This is a genomic window from Streptomyces umbrinus (assembly GCF_030817415.1).
Lineage (GTDB): Bacteria > Actinomycetota > Actinomycetes > Streptomycetales > Streptomycetaceae > Streptomyces > Streptomyces umbrinus_A.
In genome coordinates this window covers 7,457,186-7,474,466 of sequence record NZ_JAUSZI010000002.1, presented here as the reverse complement: position 1 = coordinate 7,474,466, position 17,281 = coordinate 7,457,186, and the positions used below count along the sequence as shown (strand labels likewise).

Annotated in this window: 13 protein-coding genes and 2 pseudogenes; 5 read left to right on the top strand and 10 right to left on the bottom strand. The window is 66.4% G+C overall.

What is annotated here, in order from left to right:
• The first annotated feature begins 10 nt into the window (after window positions 1-10).
• Genes QF035_RS33095 through QF035_RS33085 form a run of 3 tightly spaced genes read left to right on the top strand, consistent with a single transcriptional unit; the run spans window position 11 to window position 4,349 of the window.
• A complete protein-coding gene (locus QF035_RS33095) occupies window positions 11-2,224 on the top strand; it encodes an acetyl/propionyl/methylcrotonyl-CoA carboxylase subunit alpha (RefSeq protein ID WP_307524066.1) in 2,214 nt (737 codons plus the stop codon).
• On the top strand, window positions 2,221-3,177 hold the full coding sequence (locus tag QF035_RS33090) for a hydroxymethylglutaryl-CoA lyase (RefSeq protein ID WP_307524064.1): 957 nt from the start codon (window positions 2,221-2,223) through the stop codon (window positions 3,175-3,177). Before QF035_RS33095 ends, QF035_RS33090 begins: the two co-directional genes overlap by 4 nt.
• A 5-nt stretch (window positions 3,178-3,182) precedes the next feature.
• Window positions 3,183-4,349, top strand: coding sequence for an acyl-CoA dehydrogenase family protein (locus tag QF035_RS33085; RefSeq protein WP_307524062.1), 1,167 nt, complete (start codon window positions 3,183-3,185; stop codon window positions 4,347-4,349).
• Window positions 4,350-4,406: 57 nt separating this feature from the next.
• Here the strand turns inward: QF035_RS33085 and QF035_RS33080 are convergent, their stop codons facing one another.
• A complete protein-coding gene (locus QF035_RS33080; protein ID WP_307524061.1) occupies window positions 4,407-5,024 on the bottom strand; it encodes a Uma2 family endonuclease in 618 nt (205 codons plus the stop codon).
• A 103-nt stretch (window positions 5,025-5,127) separates the two neighbouring features.
• A complete protein-coding gene (locus tag QF035_RS33075; RefSeq protein ID WP_307524060.1) occupies window positions 5,128-5,625 on the bottom strand; it encodes an ATP-binding protein in 498 nt (165 codons plus the stop codon).
• A gap of 245 nt (window positions 5,626-5,870) precedes the next feature.
• Between QF035_RS33075 and QF035_RS33070 the strand changes: the two genes are divergently transcribed.
• Window positions 5,871-6,722 carry a helix-turn-helix domain-containing protein gene (locus QF035_RS33070; RefSeq protein WP_307531619.1) on the top strand — a complete coding sequence of 284 codons (852 nt, stop codon included), beginning with the start codon at window positions 5,871-5,873 and terminating at the stop codon, window positions 6,720-6,722.
• A 10-nt stretch (window positions 6,723-6,732) separates the two neighbouring features.
• A complete protein-coding gene (locus QF035_RS33065) occupies window positions 6,733-6,933 on the top strand; it encodes a DUF397 domain-containing protein (protein WP_307524059.1) in 201 nt (66 codons plus the stop codon).
• A gap of 85 nt (window positions 6,934-7,018) precedes the next feature.
• Here QF035_RS33065 and QF035_RS33060 read toward each other — a convergent pair whose 3' ends face one another.
• The 8 genes and pseudogenes from QF035_RS33060 to QF035_RS33025 all read right to left on the bottom strand — a co-directional run bounded on the left by QF035_RS33060 (window position 7,019) and on the right by QF035_RS33025 (window position 17,213).
• A complete protein-coding gene (locus QF035_RS33060; RefSeq protein ID WP_307524058.1) occupies window positions 7,019-7,594 on the bottom strand; it encodes a hypothetical protein in 576 nt (191 codons plus the stop codon).
• Window positions 7,595-7,917: 323 nt separating this feature from the next.
• Window positions 7,918-8,346, bottom strand: a complete 429-nt coding sequence (locus QF035_RS33055) for a hypothetical protein (RefSeq protein ID WP_307524057.1) — start codon at window positions 8,344-8,346, stop codon at window positions 7,918-7,920.
• A gap of 659 nt (window positions 8,347-9,005) precedes the next feature.
• Complete coding sequence (locus QF035_RS33050) at window positions 9,006-9,158, bottom strand: polymorphic toxin type 43 domain-containing protein (protein WP_373466996.1); 153 nt, start codon at window positions 9,156-9,158, stop codon at window positions 9,006-9,008.
• Window positions 9,159-9,421: 263 nt separating this feature from the next.
• A pseudogene (locus QF035_RS33045) lies at window positions 9,422-10,630 on the bottom strand (RHS repeat-associated core domain-containing protein); the annotation flags it as partial.
• Window positions 10,631-10,822: 192 nt separating this feature from the next.
• A pseudogene (locus QF035_RS33040) lies at window positions 10,823-11,722 on the bottom strand (IS3 family transposase); the annotation flags it as partial.
• 14 nt (window positions 11,723-11,736) lie between these two features.
• Window positions 11,737-12,024 carry a transposase gene (locus tag QF035_RS33035; RefSeq protein WP_123471932.1) on the bottom strand — a complete coding sequence of 96 codons (288 nt, stop codon included), beginning with the start codon at window positions 12,022-12,024 and terminating at the stop codon, window positions 11,737-11,739.
• 17 nt (window positions 12,025-12,041) lie between these two features.
• Window positions 12,042-15,341 carry a hypothetical protein gene (locus tag QF035_RS33030; protein WP_307524055.1) on the bottom strand — a complete coding sequence of 1,100 codons (3,300 nt, stop codon included), beginning with the start codon at window positions 15,339-15,341 and terminating at the stop codon, window positions 12,042-12,044.
• A gap of 102 nt (window positions 15,342-15,443) precedes the next feature.
• On the bottom strand, window positions 15,444-17,213 hold the full coding sequence (locus QF035_RS33025; RefSeq protein WP_307524054.1) for a hypothetical protein: 1,770 nt from the start codon (window positions 17,211-17,213) through the stop codon (window positions 15,444-15,446).
• Window positions 17,214-17,281 lie beyond the last annotated feature (68 nt).

The following is a 17,281-nucleotide window of genomic DNA, read 5'->3' as shown; positions in this document are numbered from 1 at the left end:
ACGAACGACGATGTTCGACACGGTACTTGTGGCCAACCGGGGCGAGATCGCCGTACGGGTCATCCGTACGCTCCGGTCGCTGGGCGTCCGCTCGGTGGCCGTCTTCTCGGACGCGGACGCCGACGCCCGGCACGTGCGCGAGGCGGACACGGCGGTACGGATCGGTCCGGCGCCGGCCGCCGAGAGCTATCTGTCCGCGGAACGGCTGCTGGAGGCGGCGGCGAGGACGGGGGCGCAGGCGGTGCACCCCGGCTACGGATTCCTCGCGGAGAACGCCGACTTCGCGCGTGCGTGCGCCGACGCGGGGCTTGTCTTCATCGGCCCTCCGGCGGACGCCATCTCGCTCATGGGCGACAAAATCCGCGCCAAGGAGACGGTGAAGGCGGCGGGGGTTCCGGTGGTGCCGGGGTCTTCCGGTAGTGGGCTGACGGATGCGGAGTTGGCCGAGGCCGCGCGGGAGATCGGGATGCCCGTACTGCTGAAGCCGTCGGCGGGCGGGGGCGGCAAGGGGATGCGGCTCGTGCGGGACGCTTCCGCGCTGGCGGACGAGATCGCCGCCGCGCGGCGTGAGGCGCGGGCCTCCTTCGGTGACGACACGCTCCTCGTCGAGCGGTGGGTCGACCGGCCGCGGCACATCGAGATCCAGGTCCTCGCGGACGGCCACGGGAACGTGGTGCATCTCGGCGAGCGCGAGTGCTCCCTCCAGCGCCGGCACCAGAAGATCATCGAGGAGGCGCCCAGCGTGTTCCTCGACGAGAAGACCCGCGCCGCGATGGGCGAGGCTGCCGTCCAGGCGGCCCGCTCGTGCGGGTACTCGGGGGCGGGCACGGTCGAGTTCATCGTGCCGGGCGTCACTGTGCCCATCGGGGGGACACCCCCCGAACCCCCCGTGTCCTCGTACTACTTCATGGAGATGAACGCGCGTCTCCAGGTCGAGCATCCGGTGACCGAGATGATCACCGGGATCGATCTCGTGGAGTGGCAGTTGCGGGTGGCGGCGGGTGAGCGGCTCGCGTTCGCCCAGGACGACGTCACGCTCACCGGGCATGCCGTCGAGGCCCGGATCTGTGCCGAGGATCCGGCGCGGGGGTTCCTGCCGTCCGGCGGTACGGTCCTGCGGCTGCACGAGCCCCAGGGGGACGGCATCCGCACGGACTCGGGGCTGTCCGAGGGCACGGAGGTCGGGTCGTTGTACGACCCGATGCTGTCCAAGGTGATCGCGTACGGGCCGGACCGGGCGACCGCGCTGCGGCGGCTTCGCGGGGCGTTGGCGGGGACGGTGACACTCGGGGTGCAGACGAACGCGGGGTTCCTGCGGAGGCTGTTGGGTCATCCTGCGGTTGTCGCGGGGGAGTTGGACACGGGGTTGGTGGAACGGGAGGTCGAGGGGCTGGTTTCGACCGGGGTTCCGCCGGAGGTGTACGTGGTGGGTGGGTTGCTGCGACAGGCGGCGCTCTTCCCCAACCCCACCCCTTCCCGAAGCTGGGGGCTGCGCCCCCAGACCCCCGCCAATCGGCCTGAACGGCCTCGTCCTCAAACGCCGGACGGGCTGAATGAGTCCGGCTGGGTCGATCCGTTCTCCGTGCCCAGTGGGTGGCGGCTCGGTGGCGAGCACGCCTGGACCGTGCACCACCTCCGGGTGCCAGGGCACGACCCCGTGACCGTCCGCGTGCGGGGCACGGCGGAGGGCGCGGAGTTCCGGCTCGACGGCGTAGACGGCGCAGCCGAACCTGTCGACGAGCCTGGTGGCGCAGCCGCCATCTCCTGGGGGTCCAGGGGCTTGACCCCGGTTTCGGGAAGGGGTGGGTCTGGGGAAGAGAACCGCTTTTCGCAGCCCCCCACCGTCACCCTCCATCTCGCCGGCCGGACCCACACCTTCCACCACACCTCCACCTGGCTCGGCCGCGACGGTGACGTCTGGAATCTGCTGGATCACGACCCCGTCGCAGCCTCCCTCACCGGCGCGGCACACGCGGGCGCGGACTCCCTCACCGCGCCCATGCCCGGCACGGTGACCGTCGTGAAGGTGGCCGTCGGGGACGAAGTGACCGCCGGGCAGAGCCTGTTGGTGGTGGAGGCGATGAAGATGGAGCACGTCATCTCCGCCCCGCACGCCGGCACCGTCACCGAGCTGGACGTCACCCCGGGCACGACGGTCGCCATGGACCAGATCCTGGCCGTGGTGGCGCCGAGCGAGGAAGCGCAGGAGGAGGAGAAGGCATGACCACCCCCGAGCTAGGGCTGCCCATGGCCGTACCAGCCGAGGGACTCCCGGCCCACGTCCGCATCCACGAGGTCGGCGCCCGCGACGGACTGCAGAACGAGAAGGCGACCGTCCCGACGGAGACCAAGGCGGAGTTCGTACGGCGGCTGGCCGACGCCGGCCTCGGCACCATCGAGGCGACGAGCTTCGTCCACCCCAAGTGGGTGCCCCAACTGGCCGACGCGGAGGACCTGTTCCCCCTCGTCCGCGACCTGAGCGACCTCTCGGGCACGGCCCTCCCCGTCCTCGTACCGAACGAACGGGGCCTGGACCGGGCGCTGGCACTCGGCGCGACCCGTATCGCGGTCTTCGCCAGTGCCACGGAGTCCTTCGCCAAGGCCAATCTCAACCGGACCGTGGACGAGGCGCTGGCGATGTTCGAGCCGGTGGTCGCGCGGGCCAAGGCGCAGGACGCCCACGTGCGCGGCTACCTCTCCATGTGCTTCGGCGATCCGTGGGAGGGTCCGGTGCCCGTCCCCCAGGTCGTACGGGTCTGCCGTGCGCTCATGGACATGGGCTGCGACGAGCTGAGCCTGGGCGACACGATCGGAGTGGCGACCCCGGGACACGTGGGCCGGCTCCTCACAGCGCTCAACGAACAGAACATCCCCACCCCCTCCCTCGGCGTGCACTTCCACGACACGTACGGCCAGGCGCTCTCGAACACCCTGGCCGCGCTCCAGCACGGCGTCACGACGGTGGACGCGTCCGCGGGCGGCCTCGGCGGCTGTCCGTACGCGAAGAGCGCCACCGGCAACCTCGCCACCGAAGACCTCGTGTGGATGCTGACGGGCCTCGGCATCGACACCGGGGTCGACCTCGACCGTCTCACCGCCACCAGCGTGTGGATGGCCGAACAACTGGGCCGACCCAGCCCGTCCCGCACCGTCCGCGCCCTCTCCCACCAGGAGTGATCCCCATGCCTCTCGACCACCGCCTCTCCCCCGAACTCGACGAGCTCCGCCGTACGGTGGCCGACTTCGCGCACGACGTCGTGGCGCCGAAGATCGGCGACTTCTACGAGCGCCACGAGTTCCCGTACGAGATCGTCCGCGAGATGGGCCGCATGGGCCTGTTCGGGCTGCCGTTCCCGGAGGAGTACGGGGGCATGGGCGGCGACTACATGGCCCTCGGCATCGTGCTGGAGGAGCTGGCCCGCGTCGACTCGTCGGTGGCCATCACCCTGGAGGCGGGCGTCTCGCTCGGCGCGATGCCGATCCACCTCTTCGGCACCGACGAGCAGAAGGCGGAGTGGCTCCCCCGCCTCTGCTCCGGCGAGATCCTCGGCGCCTTCGGCCTCACCGAGCCGGACGGCGGCTCGGACGCGGGCGCGACCCGTACGACGGCCCGCCTGGACGAGACGACGAACGAGTGGGTGATCAACGGCACCAAGTGCTTCATCACCAACTCGGGGACGGACATCACGGGCCTGGTCACGGTGACGGCGGTGACCGGCCGCACCGAGGCGGGCAAGCCGCTCATCTCCTCGATCATCGTGCCGTCCGGCACCCCCGGCTTCACGGTCGCGGCCCCCTACTCGAAGGTCGGCTGGAACGCCTCCGACACCCGGGAGCTCTCCTTCGCCGACGTCCGCGTCCCTGCCGCGAACCTGCTCGGCTCCGAGGGCCGCGGCTACGCGCAGTTCCTCCGCATCCTGGACGAGGGCCGCATCGCCATCGCGGCCCTCGCGACGGGCCTGGCCCAGGGCTGTGTGGACGAATCACTGAAGTACGCGAAGGAGCGCCACGCCTTCGGCCGCCCGATCGGCGCCAACCAGGCGATCCAGTTCAAGATCGCGGACATGGAGATGAAGGCCTACACGGCCCGCCTCGCCTGGCGCGACGCGGCCTCCCGCCTGGTGGCGGGCGAACCCTTCAAGAAGGAGGCGGCCCTGGCCAAGCTCCACTCCTCCACCATCGCCGTCGACAACGCCCGCGACGCCACCCAGATCCACGGCGGCTACGGCTTCATGAACGAGTACCCGGTCGCCCGCATGTGGCGCGACTCCAAGATCCTGGAAATCGGCGAGGGCACGAGCGAGGTCCAGCGGATGCTGATCGCGCGGGAGTTGGGGTTGGTGGGCTGAGAGCCGCCGTACCGTCGTCGGTCTGCGCCGACTCGCCCGCAGACCGACGTCCGGTGTTCACGCTTCCCGCGCGCCCTCTCCATTGGCGTCATGCGCGCGGGCGAAGAACCCGGACGTGTCCAACTCGAAGTCGAAGGGCGCGGGCACGTGCAGCGACTCCCCGAAGGGAACCGAGTGCCGGGACCGATAACCCTTCGAAGACGGATCCCAGAAGGCAGTCACCTCCTGAACCTGCATGTCGAGCACCAGGTACACGGGCACGACCCGACCGTACGTGTCCAGCTTGTCGAGCCAGTCGGCGTCCTTGGTGGAGTCGGAGGTCAGCTCCGCGGCGAGGGACAGAGCGGCACCGTCGGCATGGCGGCCATCGGCGTCGAAGGCCATCTCGTCGGCGACGTGCAGGTCAGGGCCGAACCCCCGCTCAGAGCCGGGGAAAGTGAAAAGAAACGGCGCAACGTCGACGTCGTGCCCCTCCGGGGCATGGGGTTGCAACTGCAGCCGCAGTGACTTCATCACCTTCTTGTAGCGCAGCTTCGACCACGGCGACACGATGATCTTCCCCCGGATGAGTTCGGCCTTGTAGCCGTCAGGTGTGTCCAGCTCCTCGACGATTCGGAGCATGTCCTCGAAGGCTCCGTCCGAAGAGGCGTCTATGGCCGTCGGGCGCTCGGTCATGGTGGTCACCACGGTCCTCCGCTGGTTACAGAGCGTGTCGCGTTTCCACGATAGCGCGGGGCCACCCTGGCCGCCCCCCGCTTGATCACCGGCCGCTCGGCCGTCACGCGGCGGCTCCGGCACGATCAGCCACCGACACCCCCAGCTCGCACCACAGCAGCTTCCCGCTCGTCCCGAAGAGATCATCTCCGAGCGGATACCCGCCCCACGCGTCCGCGAAGTGGCATACGAGGAACAGTCCACGCCCACCGTCGGCCTCCACCGGCACAGGCGCAGGACGCAGCGGTCCTGAGCGCTTGTCGAACGAGGGCGGGATATGAGGGTTGGCGTCCCAGACACTCACCCGCAGTCGGCTGCCACCCAGGCCGCGAAGGCGGAGGGCGGCGGGGCCGACGGAGTACCGGTAGGCGTTGGTGACGAGTTCGGAAGCCAACAACTCTGCGGGGTCGAGGAGTTGAGACATTCCGTGCCCGGTGAGCACGGCGCGGAGGGTGATGCGGGCGATACGCGCGGCGCGGGGATCGTGGGGCAGCTGGAGGGCGTACGCCCAAGTCGGGTCCGCTTCACACTCCAGCGGGGACGGCGGCGATACGGTGACCATGAAAGCCTCCTGCGGTGGGGGGACTTGCTTCATTCGACTCGCTCGACGCCCGACCGGGGGTGACGGTGGCGGTGCCACGTACAGGCACGTACGCGGTGCACTTCCGGCTTACCGGCGGGGGTGGTTGAGCGGTTCGGGTCTCACCGTAGCGGCGTACGTAGAATGGTTTCTACGAAATCTGCGGATACATCCGACGCTCCACTCGTGTGGGTGACCGCGCAAGGCAGAGCGAGGAGCAGAAGAACATGCCGCCACGGCAGACACCCACGGCACGCCAACTCCGTCTGGGTGTAGAACTGCGCAAGCTGCGCGAGCAGGCGGGTCTGACCGCACGCGAGGCCGGCGAGATGATCAGCGCCAACCAGGCGCGTATCAGCAATATCGAAACCGGCCGTTTCGGCCTCAGCGAACAGCGCATCCGCACTCTCGCCCACAACTACGCCTGCACCGACGGGGCCTTGGTCGACGCCCTCGTGGCCATGGCGGCATACCGCGAACGCGGCTGGTGGGAGGAGTACAGGGACACGCTGCCGTCCCGCTTCCTCGATGTCGCGGAGATGGAACACCACGCGCGGGCCTTGCGCATGGCCCAGGTCATCAACATTCCAGGCCTGCTCCAGACCCCCGAGCACGCCCGTACCCTCTTCCGCCTGGCGGTTCCAGCGCTCCACCCGCACGAGATCGAGTACCGCGTCTCCCACCGCATCAAGCGTCAGGGCATCCTTCATCGCGAACAGCCACCGCAGTACACGGCGATCATTCACGAAGCCGCCCTGCGCATGCGCTTCGGCGGACGCGATGTCGCCCGGCCGCAGTTGGAGCATCTGTCCAAGATGAGCGAGCAGCCGCACATCACCCTGCGGGTAATCCCCTTCGACGGCACCGTGTTCCCCACCGTCGGCCACGGCCTGGACTACGCCTACGGGCCGGTCCCCGCACTCGACACGGCGCAGCTCGATGCCGCGCACGGTAGCGAACTCATCCATGCAGCAGCGCAGTTGACGAAATACCGGCTGATCCTGGACCGCATGGAGGAAGCGGCCCTGGAGCCCAACGCCTCCCGCGACCTCATCCACCACATCACCCAGGACACCTGAAGGCCGAGCCATGACCAAGACCGAACCGACCTGGCAGAAGTCCACCCACAGTGAGGAGGCCTCCTCCTGCGTCTATGTCGCTACCCCGTCCCCCGGAACGATCCTTCTCCGGGAAAGCGACGACCCGGAAAGCGTCCTCACCACCGGCGCGCCCCAGCTCGCGGCCCTGATATCCACCTTGCGCACATCACACAAGCCACCTCTGCCATAGAACCGAGGCGAGGGTCATCCGATCCAGCCGACTACGCTCGGGCATCTTCTCCGGCCAGGGCGCCAGCAACGGCGCCGACCGGCGCTCACTTGCGTTGCGCTTCACGCAGACGCTCAACCTGCTTGTTGATCAGATCATCAGGGAAAGAGGAGCTGCCTCCGATATTCATCCTCTGGAAGGCCACGATCACGTTTCCGGATCGAACCACAGTGAACTGCTCATCCCGGTCCCCCAAGTCCTTGGTGGGGATGATTTCCCGGAAACGCACGGCTTCGTCTCCCACATTCAGAGCCTTCCCCACCTTGACGGCTGCCTTGAATTTCCCTGCAAGGTGTTCGCCCGAGTAGGAGTGGCACGCGCCAAGCGCCTGCTCAAGTTCGGCAAAGGCTTTGCGTGCTTCACCCTGTTCGTACGAGGCAATGATCGATGAGCCTGCATAGATGTCTCCCTCCCAGTCGAAGAGCTGAGAAACGACGACGGATGCATTCTCGCCGATTCGAATATCGACCATCGCATTACAGGAAGGGTCAGAAACCGGCGGGAACGAGGGCCTACCGCTCTTCGTGTCGAAATCCTGTAGCGCGATCCCGCCCTCTCGCACCTGCGAGACCTCACCCTCCTTGAAGGTGAGCGCCCTCAACTGTGCTTTCGTGAGTGGCACCAGGAAAGCCTCGGCAGACTCGGTCGACTTCTCTGCCCCACCCACTTGCCGCGCATCGGTACTCGAGGAACACGCGACGGTAGTAAGTGTCCCAGCTGCCAAGATAAGCATGACTGGGATGAACCGTGGCACGCGCGCATACATGGACTCTCCGAGGGTTGTTCGAATCGAAGGCAGGTATCAAAAGTCACCGAATTTGAACGGCACGGTCACTCCGCTTACGCCGCCGGATCTCCCTAAAATTTTCCCTCTCAGGCAGGCCCTCGGCTTGGAGCACAATATTTGGCGAAGCCACCCGGAAGGAAGATCTGCCCGTCCGGGTGTCAGCTGCCAGTGAGTCGCAATGTCGGGCCATAGTCACCGGAGCTGTCCGAGACGGTGATCTCGAGCTCCCGGTCAGAGAAAGCCTTCTGTACCGCCGCTCGCCACATGACGGCAATGGTCTCCGCCAGTTCAGGAAGTGCGGTGTACTCCGACTCCAAGGTGATCACAAAGTAGTCCCACAAGTGGACATGGTTCACTACCGATTCGACTGCCCGCCAATCACCTGACAGACGGCCGTACCAGTCATCGATGGATTTTCCGTCGAACTTGAAACCGAGGAATACGCGGCCACGGTATTCCACGAGCTTCGGCCAGTACAAGTCCGCCAGAGCAGCAGCCTCAGCCACTGAGACGTTGGCAGACATGAAGCCCTGGAGGTGGTACCCGTCGACCTCGGCGCCGGTCACCCACTCCGACAACTGCGGCAACCCTCGAGGATCCATTACGTTGACTCTCTTTGGTCTAGAGCTCGCTTGCTTGACGACACAGCCACGAACTGTTGCGTCAACACCCCATGGGCGGGAGGTCGTCCGGACTCGTCGGGCTGGCGGTCTAACCCTGGTACGGGGAGAATCGGCCGTCGGGAGTCTAGCTTCGGTGGAATTCCTGGACGTGCAAGGTTTTAACACCTTTATGAGATTTTCCGACGAGGTTCACAACCTATTCGCTAGCACGCTGCGCTTCATCTCGAACTTCTGACGGCAAAACCTCAGAGATCGCCATTTCAAGGAGAAGTCTTAGAACGACTCCTGGATCGAAACCTTCTCGATGAGACATTTCAATTGCCCATGGAGCGGCTAGCTGCATCCAGTACGAACGGCCGGACTTCCATGCCGACTCGACCGTCAACTCAATGAGCCTTTCTGGAGTTGGAACTCCTCCCCGGCCGAGATCCACCCAGGAGTGGGAAAATTCAGCCAAGGCTCCAGAAAGATCACGTTCCAGGTAGGGCCACATGGGAACGAACCCGGAGCTAGCAAGGGAGGCTCGCCCTTCTGCTTCCACTCCGACCCCGATAAGGCCGTCTGGCATGATTCCGATCCATGCCCCGTCCCCTCGATACACCACCGGATTCCAATTGGTCATCTTAGCCCCATGGCCTGTAATCGAAGTCAATCCCTTGGTCACTCATGAATTTCTGGAACTGCTGGCGCGTGGAGTCTGTCCATCTGTGTCCATAGTGGCCACTGTTTTCTGTGAACACAAGGCGACCATTGTCCCGGAAGAGCGTGCCGCCCAGGACGGCGCACCCTTGTCCATGCCCGCCTTTTCAGCAAGCTGTTCATGCGGACTGAGACCTCCGGGAATGCGCTCGCGGTCTCCCGCCAGAAATCTCCCTGCACCCGAATCGAAGACAAATTCAGTCTCCGGCTTCGTCGAGGTGAAAGCCTTTAGGAAGTCGGCAGATCCCCCACCCGGCCCCAACTCGACGTCTCCACATCCACTGTTGTGAACCAGAACCGGCGTGGCTCCCGCCAGCACATAGTACGTGTGCAGTTCATCAACGGTCAGGTTGTGCACACGGGCGATCTGGGTCCAGCGCTGGATGGCCTCGATCTGGACCAGGGTGCCCGCAGAGGTGCGGAGCCACTGACTGGGCTTGAGGTCGCCGGCATCCACCCACTGACGCAGGTCGGTGACCCAGAAAGGGTGATTGTCGGTTGCGGTAACTGTCTGCCAACTTCCCCGTTCATCCTCAACAGCGATCTTTACAAGGTTCTTGACGCCTTCGCTCAAAAGCTCAGCGGTCACCTCTTGCGGCGCCGTCTTCCCCGTCTCGGGATCCGTCGCCAAGACTTCGTCACCGACCCGCAGGTCCTCGATGGCCTTGGCGGTGCCGTCGGCCATGAGTACCTGGGTGCCGGGGAGGAAACTCCTCCTCACGCAAGCCATTGCCGCGGCGGCCGCGTTGTCGCCCCTCTTGACCAGCTTCGCCGCCTTGGCGAGCTTCCCCACCGGCAGCAGCCCCACTGCCGTCCATACGCAGCCGCTGACACTTCCCTTGGCGCAGTCGATGGCGTCGCGTACGCCGATGAACTCCAGGAAGTCCTGCGTCGGGCTGACCCACCCCAGAGCATTGAGCGCTTTGCAGGCGTCGCCGGACGGGTCACTTAGACACTTACCGTCCGACCACTTGACGAGCAGCTGGGTATACGTCTGGTTCTTCCACGGGTCGTACCCACGGTTCCGGAGGTCTTCCTCCGTGGGAATGGCCACCCCGGGGACGATCTCAGGTTGCTTGCTTGAGTTGCCACCGCCGCTGTTGCCAGCGCTGTTGCCGCCCGTGCCACCACCACCGTGGCTGATCTCGTACGCGACGTTCCCGTCGTGGTCGTAGCACGCGTTGTGCGTGCACCCGGGCCCGTTGTCCGCGGTCCAGGCCGTGTCCGGGTTGTCCACGCTGCAGCCGTCACAGTAAAGACCGCTCGGGTCCGACTGAGTGATGGGGCTGTTGTTCGCGTAGCTGTAGCCGTTGAGGGACCAGGCGTTGTTGCCGTCGAGGACAGGGTCGACGCTGATGAACTGGCCGATGGCAGGGTCGTATTCGCGAGCCCCGACATGGGTCAGGCCAGTCGTCTTGTCAGCGGGCTTTCCTAGGAAGGCCTTGTCGTCCGGCCAGGTGGTGGGCTCGCCTCCGCGTGGATCTCCGAATGGTGTGAGATAGCGGCGGGTGGCCGTCTGGGTCGCGTCGGCCTTGACGCTCAGGCTCATGGTTCCGTGGTGGTCACCCGCCTGGAAGGTGAGTTCGTTCTTGCCCGCGCCGACGGTGCGTACGGCGCCTCCGGCGTAGTACCGGGTGCCCGAGAGCGCCTTGGTCTTGCCGCCGCCCGAGACCGAGAGCTTCACCTCGGTGGCGCCGAGGTACAGGACTGAAGTTCCCCCCGCGAACTGGACAGCGGGTGTTTACGCTGCCGGGGCGAGGTTCTGCCTGAGCAGGGATCTCGTTTCGAGCGGGGTGACGTACCCGTAGTCGGGGTGCCGACGGAGTCGGCTGCGGTTGTACTCGACCTCGATGTAGCGGAAAACGTCGGCCCGGGCCGCCTCGCGGGTCTCCCACACGGTCGTCCCGATCTCCGCTTTCAGGATGGCGAACCAGCTTTCCGCGGCGGCGTTATCGTAACAAGAGCCGACGCGTCCCATCGACTGCCTCATGCGCAACTTGCCTATTTCGGTGCGGAATTCGTCACTCGTGTATTCACTGCCGCGATCCGTGTGCATGATGCAGCGGTACTCCAGGCCGCCACGCCCGGCCGCCATCCGCAGGGCAGCGACCGGCAGCTCGGCGCGGTGGTGGTCGGCCATCGCCCAGCCGACCACCTCCCGCGTCGCGAGATCGATGCAGGTCGCCAGATACAACTTGCCTTCCAGCGTGACAAGTTCGGTCATGTCTCCGACCAAGCGCATCCCGGGCCGGGGTGCGGTGAAGTCCCGGCCGATCAGGTCGAGCGCGAACACCGCCCGCTTCGCCTGCCGGGTCAGGCCCCGACGCCGGCGGCGGGTGATCCCGGCGATCCGGTGTTTGCGCATCAGCCGCTCGACCTTCTTGGAGTTCACCGCCCGCCCGGCCCGCCGCAGGGCGGCGTGGACACGCGGGGCCCCGTAGGCACCGCGAGATCCGGCATGCAGCACCCGGATCTCGCCCACCAGCACCTCCTCGGCCCGCTCCCGCACCGCCCGGGCCGGCCCTGCCGCCCTGTGCGCGTAGTAGGTGGAACGGGACACCCCCAGCACACGGCACAGAAACGCAACGCTGTGACCTGCGAGATTCCCCTCCGATGCCTTCTCCGCATCGATGAGGTGACACCGTGCCGCGGTGCCTACCTCATCTTGTCCTGAGCGAAGAAGGCGGTCGCTTTTCCCAGAACCTCGATCGTGGCCTCCTGCTCGCGGACCTTCCGCCGCAGCCGGACCAGCTCCTCACGCTCCGCAGTGGTCAAAGCCCCGGCGGGCCCCTCACCGCGGTCGATCTTCGCCTGCTTCACCCACCCGCGCAGCCCTTCCGGACTCACGCCCAGATCCCTCGCCACCTCGGTGACCGTCTTCTCCGAGGACAACGCCAAGGCGACCGCGTCCCGCTTGAACTCGGCCGTGTACCGCTTACTCATGTTGCTCTTCTGGCTCACTACCTGTGACTGCTTCCTCCGGGACCATCCGTCCCAGTATCAAGCTGTCCGACCGGCAGGGGGAACCTCAGGACCGTCTCGCCGTCGGTGGTGGCAGCGCGGCGGATGAGGAGTTCCCCGTCCGCGTCGTAGACGTACTTGGTGCCGGTGGCCGGCTGGGAGTCGGCCGCGGGCTCGCTGGTTTCGCCGAGCCGGCCTTCGCTGTTCCAGGCCAGAGTCTGCGTCGACTTGGTGCCCGGCCTGCTGGTGGTGTTGCCCGTGGCGTCGTACTTGTAGTCGTGCGTGGTCGGAGTCGAGCTTCCCGGCACCTTTGTTTCGGTCTTCGTCAGAGGATGCGGCTGTCCGGTGGCGGTGCCGTGGGTGGAGTTGATCGTGGTGTCACCGGAAAGGCCGTGCTGGGTCTCGGTCTTGCGCTGGCCCGCGTTGTTGTACGTGTAGCTGGACCAATAGGGCGCTGCACCCCCCAAGTTGGACGTGCTGCGGCCGGAGGCTGCGCAGTCCGCGGTATTCGGGGTCCAGGCCTCCGTGAGGCGGCGGTGCCCGTCGTAGGCGAAGCACTGGTGATCCGCCTGTGAGGTGCCCTGCCAGGTGGCGGTGTCGGACACCGCGGTGACGTTGCCCACGGCGTCGTAGGAGTACTTGAGGTCCTGCACCATGTAGCTGTGGGTGTCGGTGGTGACGTCCGACTCCGTCAGTCGGCGCGTGCCGTCCTCGTACTGGTTGGCGACATAGACCTTCTTGCCCGCCGAGTCGGTACCCAGGGTCTGCTGCTCCAGCAGGCCGACGGGCGTGTACGTGGTGCCCAGCAGATAGCCGGTCGCGCCCTTGGCCGTGTTGGGCATGCCCAGGGTGTTGTACGTGTAGTCGATCTGCTCGTAGGTCTGCGTGCCCGTGGCGGGCATGCCCGCCACGACCGGCTCGCGGGTGTACTGCACGGTTCCGTCGACGTTGTAGGCGGTTTCGAACTTCAGGGTCTGCGGCACTCCCGCCGCGACGAGAGGTTCGTCGGCTGCCGCGGGCAGCTGCAGTTCGGAGGACAGGGGCTGGTAGAGGCTGTTGTAGCTGGTTACCTTCTGCGTGTAGGTCTTGCCGCCGACGTAACGGGTGGCGGCTGCCGGGTAGCCCTTGCCGTTCACGACCGTGTCGAAGGTCCAGTTGGCGAGTTTGTTCGCGTCGGTCTTCTCGGTCTGCCACAGGTCCGTCTTACGGCCGAGTTCGTCGTAGCCGTGGATCAGCTTTCGCTGTTCGGCATCCGTGCTGGTGTCGAGCAGGTCAAGGCTGGTGTACGTGGACGTCGTGGTGCCGCTGTCCGGGTCGGTGGCGGTCGTTCGGCGGCCCTTGAGGTCGTAGCCGTAGGACCACTGCTTTTCGTCGGTCCCGGTGATGGTCTGCGTCTGGCCGCCGTCGGCATAAGTGAACTTGGTGGTGGCCGGCGTGCCGGTCGCGGTGGGGTTGGGGTACTCGCGCCGCTCGGTGACCTGCCCGAGCAGATTGCTCATCACGGTCACGGCATTACCGCCGGCGGGCGCGGTGGTGGTGACGGAGTCTCCGGTGTAACTGCTGCTGGTGGTCCAGCGCGTGGTGTTGTAGGTCTTGGTCACGACCTGGGTCGACCGACCGGTGCCGTCATAGCTCGTGTCGGTGTGCAGCGGGGCGGATCCACCCGCTGTGCCGACCAACTCGCCTGACGGAGCGGTGGAGTCCCAGAGGTCGGCGTTGGTCTCGACCGCCAGGCCGCGGTCGTCGTACATGGTCTCGTTGACGACCCTGCCGCCTCGCGGGGAGGGCGCCTGTGTCTGTCGCGGTCGCTGAAGTGCGTCGAAGATCTCGTAGCTGGTGTTGTACTGGGTCTTGCCGAGCGTCGACGTCGAGAGCCACGAAGGGGCAGTGCTGGAGATGCTGTAGCCGAACTTGTAGTTGCCGCCCTGACTCAGGGCACGGGACCGGTTCGGCAGCCACACCTCCGTCATCCTGCCGAGGCTGTCATAGCTCTGTTCGGTGATTCTGTTGTTGGGGTCGGTGGTCTTCACCGGGAGGCCTCGGCTGGCGTCCATCACCGTGACGGCCTTGTGCTGCTTGGCGTTGAGGACCTCGATCTGGGTCAGCGGACCGGCAGCCGCGGGAGTGTAGGTGGTCCGGGTGCTGGTCCCGATGTTGTTCGAAACCACGGTCGCGCGGCCGAGGGTGTCGTAGTCGGTCGCGGTCACCTTCTGCCAGATCGGATTGTCCGAGGCGTCATAACCGTTGACGCGGCCGATCCACCGCACCTGGCCCTTGGTGGGCTCTTGTGTGGCCGACCACGTGGTGGTGTCGTACGCGGTGGCGGTGTCGGCGATGACATCGCCGGGACGGGAATCGTCAGTGGGAAGGTCAAGCAGGCCTGTGGCCACGCTGCACGCCTTGGCGACCATCTGTTCACGGGAGACCAGCGCGGTCAGCCCTGCCGTGCTGTTGCGGGCGTACCAGGTTCGTGTGCAGACCTCGTCGCCGGAAGCCTCCGTGCCGGAGTCCTCCACCGTGAGGGGCATGCCGTAGTCGTCGAAGGTCGTCCGAGTGGTGCGCGTCCTGTCCATGGCGGTGACGCCCGAGGTCACCCGGGTGCGGGAGTGGCTGGCCTCGGTACGGACGTAGTAGGCCTCGGTGTCGGCGTACGACTTGTGTTGCGTGGCGGTGTTCTTCGACCAGGGGTCGTTGACCTTCCCGGAGACCTCCTCACCGCCGTCGTAGGTGACCTGCTCTCGGGTGACACCCGCATAGCGATCCAGGTCGGTGATCTTCGGGGCTTTGATCCCTGTGACCTCCACCGTGCGGGTGGAGCCGTCCTTCTGCTTGTCGCCGTGCATGCCGCGCAGGAAGACGGTGGTGTCCTTGGACTTCGGTCCGGTGTCGTCACCGATGGTGCGCGTGACCTTCTCGAAGCCGCGCCAGACGGACCAGGTGCGTTCCTTCTCCACCGTCATGGGGTCGTCGTTGTAGTGCCACGCACCACCGCCGGAGTAGTCGTAGTGGTGGCTGACGGCCAGAGTGCCGCCGTAGACGGAGCCGAGGCGCACATCCGAGACCGGGTACTTCTGGAACCAGTCGAGCCGGGGGACGGAGCCGCCGTTGGGCGACCAGTACACCGGGTAGCAGCGCTTGGTGTTGTTGTCCTCCGCCGGTTTGGTCATACCGGCGGTGCACTCGGCGGGCAGGTAGTTGACCGTGGTCTGTTGGCCGGTTTCGGAGACGATGGTGGACAGGCGCGGCTTGCCCAGCGGCAGGATGTTGTCGGCCGTGCCGTCCACCCGGTTCTTGAACATCTGGTGGCCGAACCTGACGGCGGGCAGCGCGATGTCGGTGCCGTAGGTTCCCGTGCGCTGGATCTCGTCCAGCCACAGGGACTGGTCCGACGAGTCGCCGACCTAGTCGGGTTTGTAGTCGCTCCAACTGCTCACCCAGGTGCCGTCGGCCTGCCGTCGCTCCATCACCCACTCGGCCTGGAGCAGTCCTTCCGAGTCCCCCTTGCTGTGCTCGACCTTGGTCTGCACAGACGCCTGCACATACGGCTCAGCCCGGGTGACGACGACGGGGTTGGAGGAAGAGGTGGAGCACTGCACGTCGTCCGGGTCGCCGCCCATGTTGCCCGGCCAGATCCCATACCGGGCGGGCACCCCGGGCTGGTAGGCGAACTCCACCTCGAGTTCGGCGTTGTCGTCGAAGCGCTTCCAGGCGGTGACGTCCGATTCGTCCTTCGCCTTGAGCATGAGCGTCAGGTTGTCGATCTTGCCGTCGGCGAAGTTCCGCACCGTGGAGTTCAGGTTCTCATCCGACTCGTCCGGATTGTCGTTGAACTCGATCCACGAGTTCGGCTGCTCCGGCGAACACGCGGTGCCACGTGCCGCCGCAACGTACTTGTCTCCCAGCTGGTCCCAGCTGTTGTCCGACTTGGGTCCGCCCGGGCCCGGCCACTTGCTGCCCGAAGAGATTCCGTCGGTGCGCTCCAGGTCCACCCAGGCCGGGTTGCAGTCGAACGACCACGTCTCGTACGCCCGGAAGGTCGAATCGATCACGTACTTGCCGCGCAACGCACTCGCGGAGTTGAACTGGAAGTACATCCGGTTCGTGTACCAGGCACCCGTGGTGCACGCGCCCTGGGAGTTGGAACCGCACCGGCCGATGCCGTAGCCGGCCCCGTCGAACATCCAGAAACTGTCGCCGTCGGAGGACAGAACCGTGCGGTACGTGTGCCCGAGCCCAACCGCCGGATCGATATAGACCGGATAGACAGTGCCGGCCCTTTCCAGCATCTCGGCGTCCGGCACGATGGCGATGCTGTCGCCCTCGACCTGCACAGGCATCACCGCGGAAGCGGCACCGTTACCGGGGCCGACAGCCAGGTCGTCCTCCTCACCCTCGGCTGCGGCAGCACCCTCGCCCATCATGGCCTGAGGACCAGAACCCCCGGCGGCCTCACCGGCGGAGTCCCACATACGCCCCGGTGGTCCGGTGAAGACCTCCACCCCGTCCTCGTTCTCGGCCACCAACCCACCATTGGTGTTGGGCCGGACCTCCAGCCCCTCGCTGTCGACGCCGAGAACCACCTTGTCCAACGCCGGACTCGTAGCCGCCTGCGGTGTCTTGACCACCAGAACCTCGCGATACGACTCCGGCGTCGCCGTCAGCAGCAGGTCGACGCCGGGAAGCACCTCGCGGTACGTGGCCGTATCCCCGTCCAGAACCGGTTCCGGCAGTTCACGATCCCAGCCCAGGGTGAGCGCACGCCCCTTGCGGTCCCCGATGCGGATCATGTCCGAACCCGCACCCCCGCCGGCGAAGGACAGGTCCACCACCGCGCCCTTCGGCGCGATACGGCCGTCGGCGCGCTTCTCCAGCGTGACGTCGACCGGCCGCCATGCCCCGTCGGCACCCTTGACTCGCCGCGGAGTGGTCGACTGAGTGAGTTTGAAGCTGCCGTCCGGCTGGGCGAACACCTGCGAGTACTCGGTGCGCTCGTGGAGCACCTCCACGGGCTCCCCGGTCTCGGCAGCCAGTGCCGCCGAGGATCGGGCCGCCTGCGGAATGCTCCCCGCCGCGGCACTCCGTTGCGTCGACGGCACCTCGGCATGGGCTGCACCGCCATAGCCGGTCATCGGCAGCACACCCCCGACGACCGCCACCGAAAGCGCTGTCACAAACGCTCTACCGCTGCCGCGCTTACACACAGACAAGCCCACCCCGTGCCTCCCCCGACCCCATGAAA

Bases quoted from the DNA above. Each gene is read 5' to 3' on its own strand.
- QF035_RS33030 (WP_307524055.1), bottom strand. From the start codon at position 15,341: ATGTTCAAGAACCGGGTGGACGGCACGGCCGACAACATCCTGCCGCTG.
- QF035_RS33090 (WP_307524064.1), top strand. From the start codon at position 2,221: ATGACCACCCCCGAGCTAGGGCTGCCCATGGCCGTACCAGCCGAGGGA.
- QF035_RS33065 (WP_307524059.1), top strand. From the start codon at position 6,733: ATGACCAAGACCGAACCGACCTGGCAGAAGTCCACCCACAGTGAGGAG.
- QF035_RS33075 (WP_307524060.1), bottom strand. From the start codon at position 5,625: ATGGTCACCGTATCGCCGCCGTCCCCGCTGGAGTGTGAAGCGGACCCG.
- QF035_RS33095 (WP_307524066.1), top strand. From the start codon at position 11: ATGTTCGACACGGTACTTGTGGCCAACCGGGGCGAGATCGCCGTACGG.
- QF035_RS33035 (WP_123471932.1), bottom strand. From the start codon at position 12,024: ATGAGTAAGCGGTACACGGCCGAGTTCAAGCGGGACGCGGTCGCCTTG.
- QF035_RS33085 (WP_307524062.1), top strand. From the start codon at position 3,183: ATGCCTCTCGACCACCGCCTCTCCCCCGAACTCGACGAGCTCCGCCGT.
- QF035_RS33080 (WP_307524061.1), bottom strand. From the start codon at position 5,024: ATGACCGAGCGCCCGACGGCCATAGACGCCTCTTCGGACGGAGCCTTC.
- QF035_RS33070 (WP_307531619.1), top strand. From the start codon at position 5,871: ATGCCGCCACGGCAGACACCCACGGCACGCCAACTCCGTCTGGGTGTA.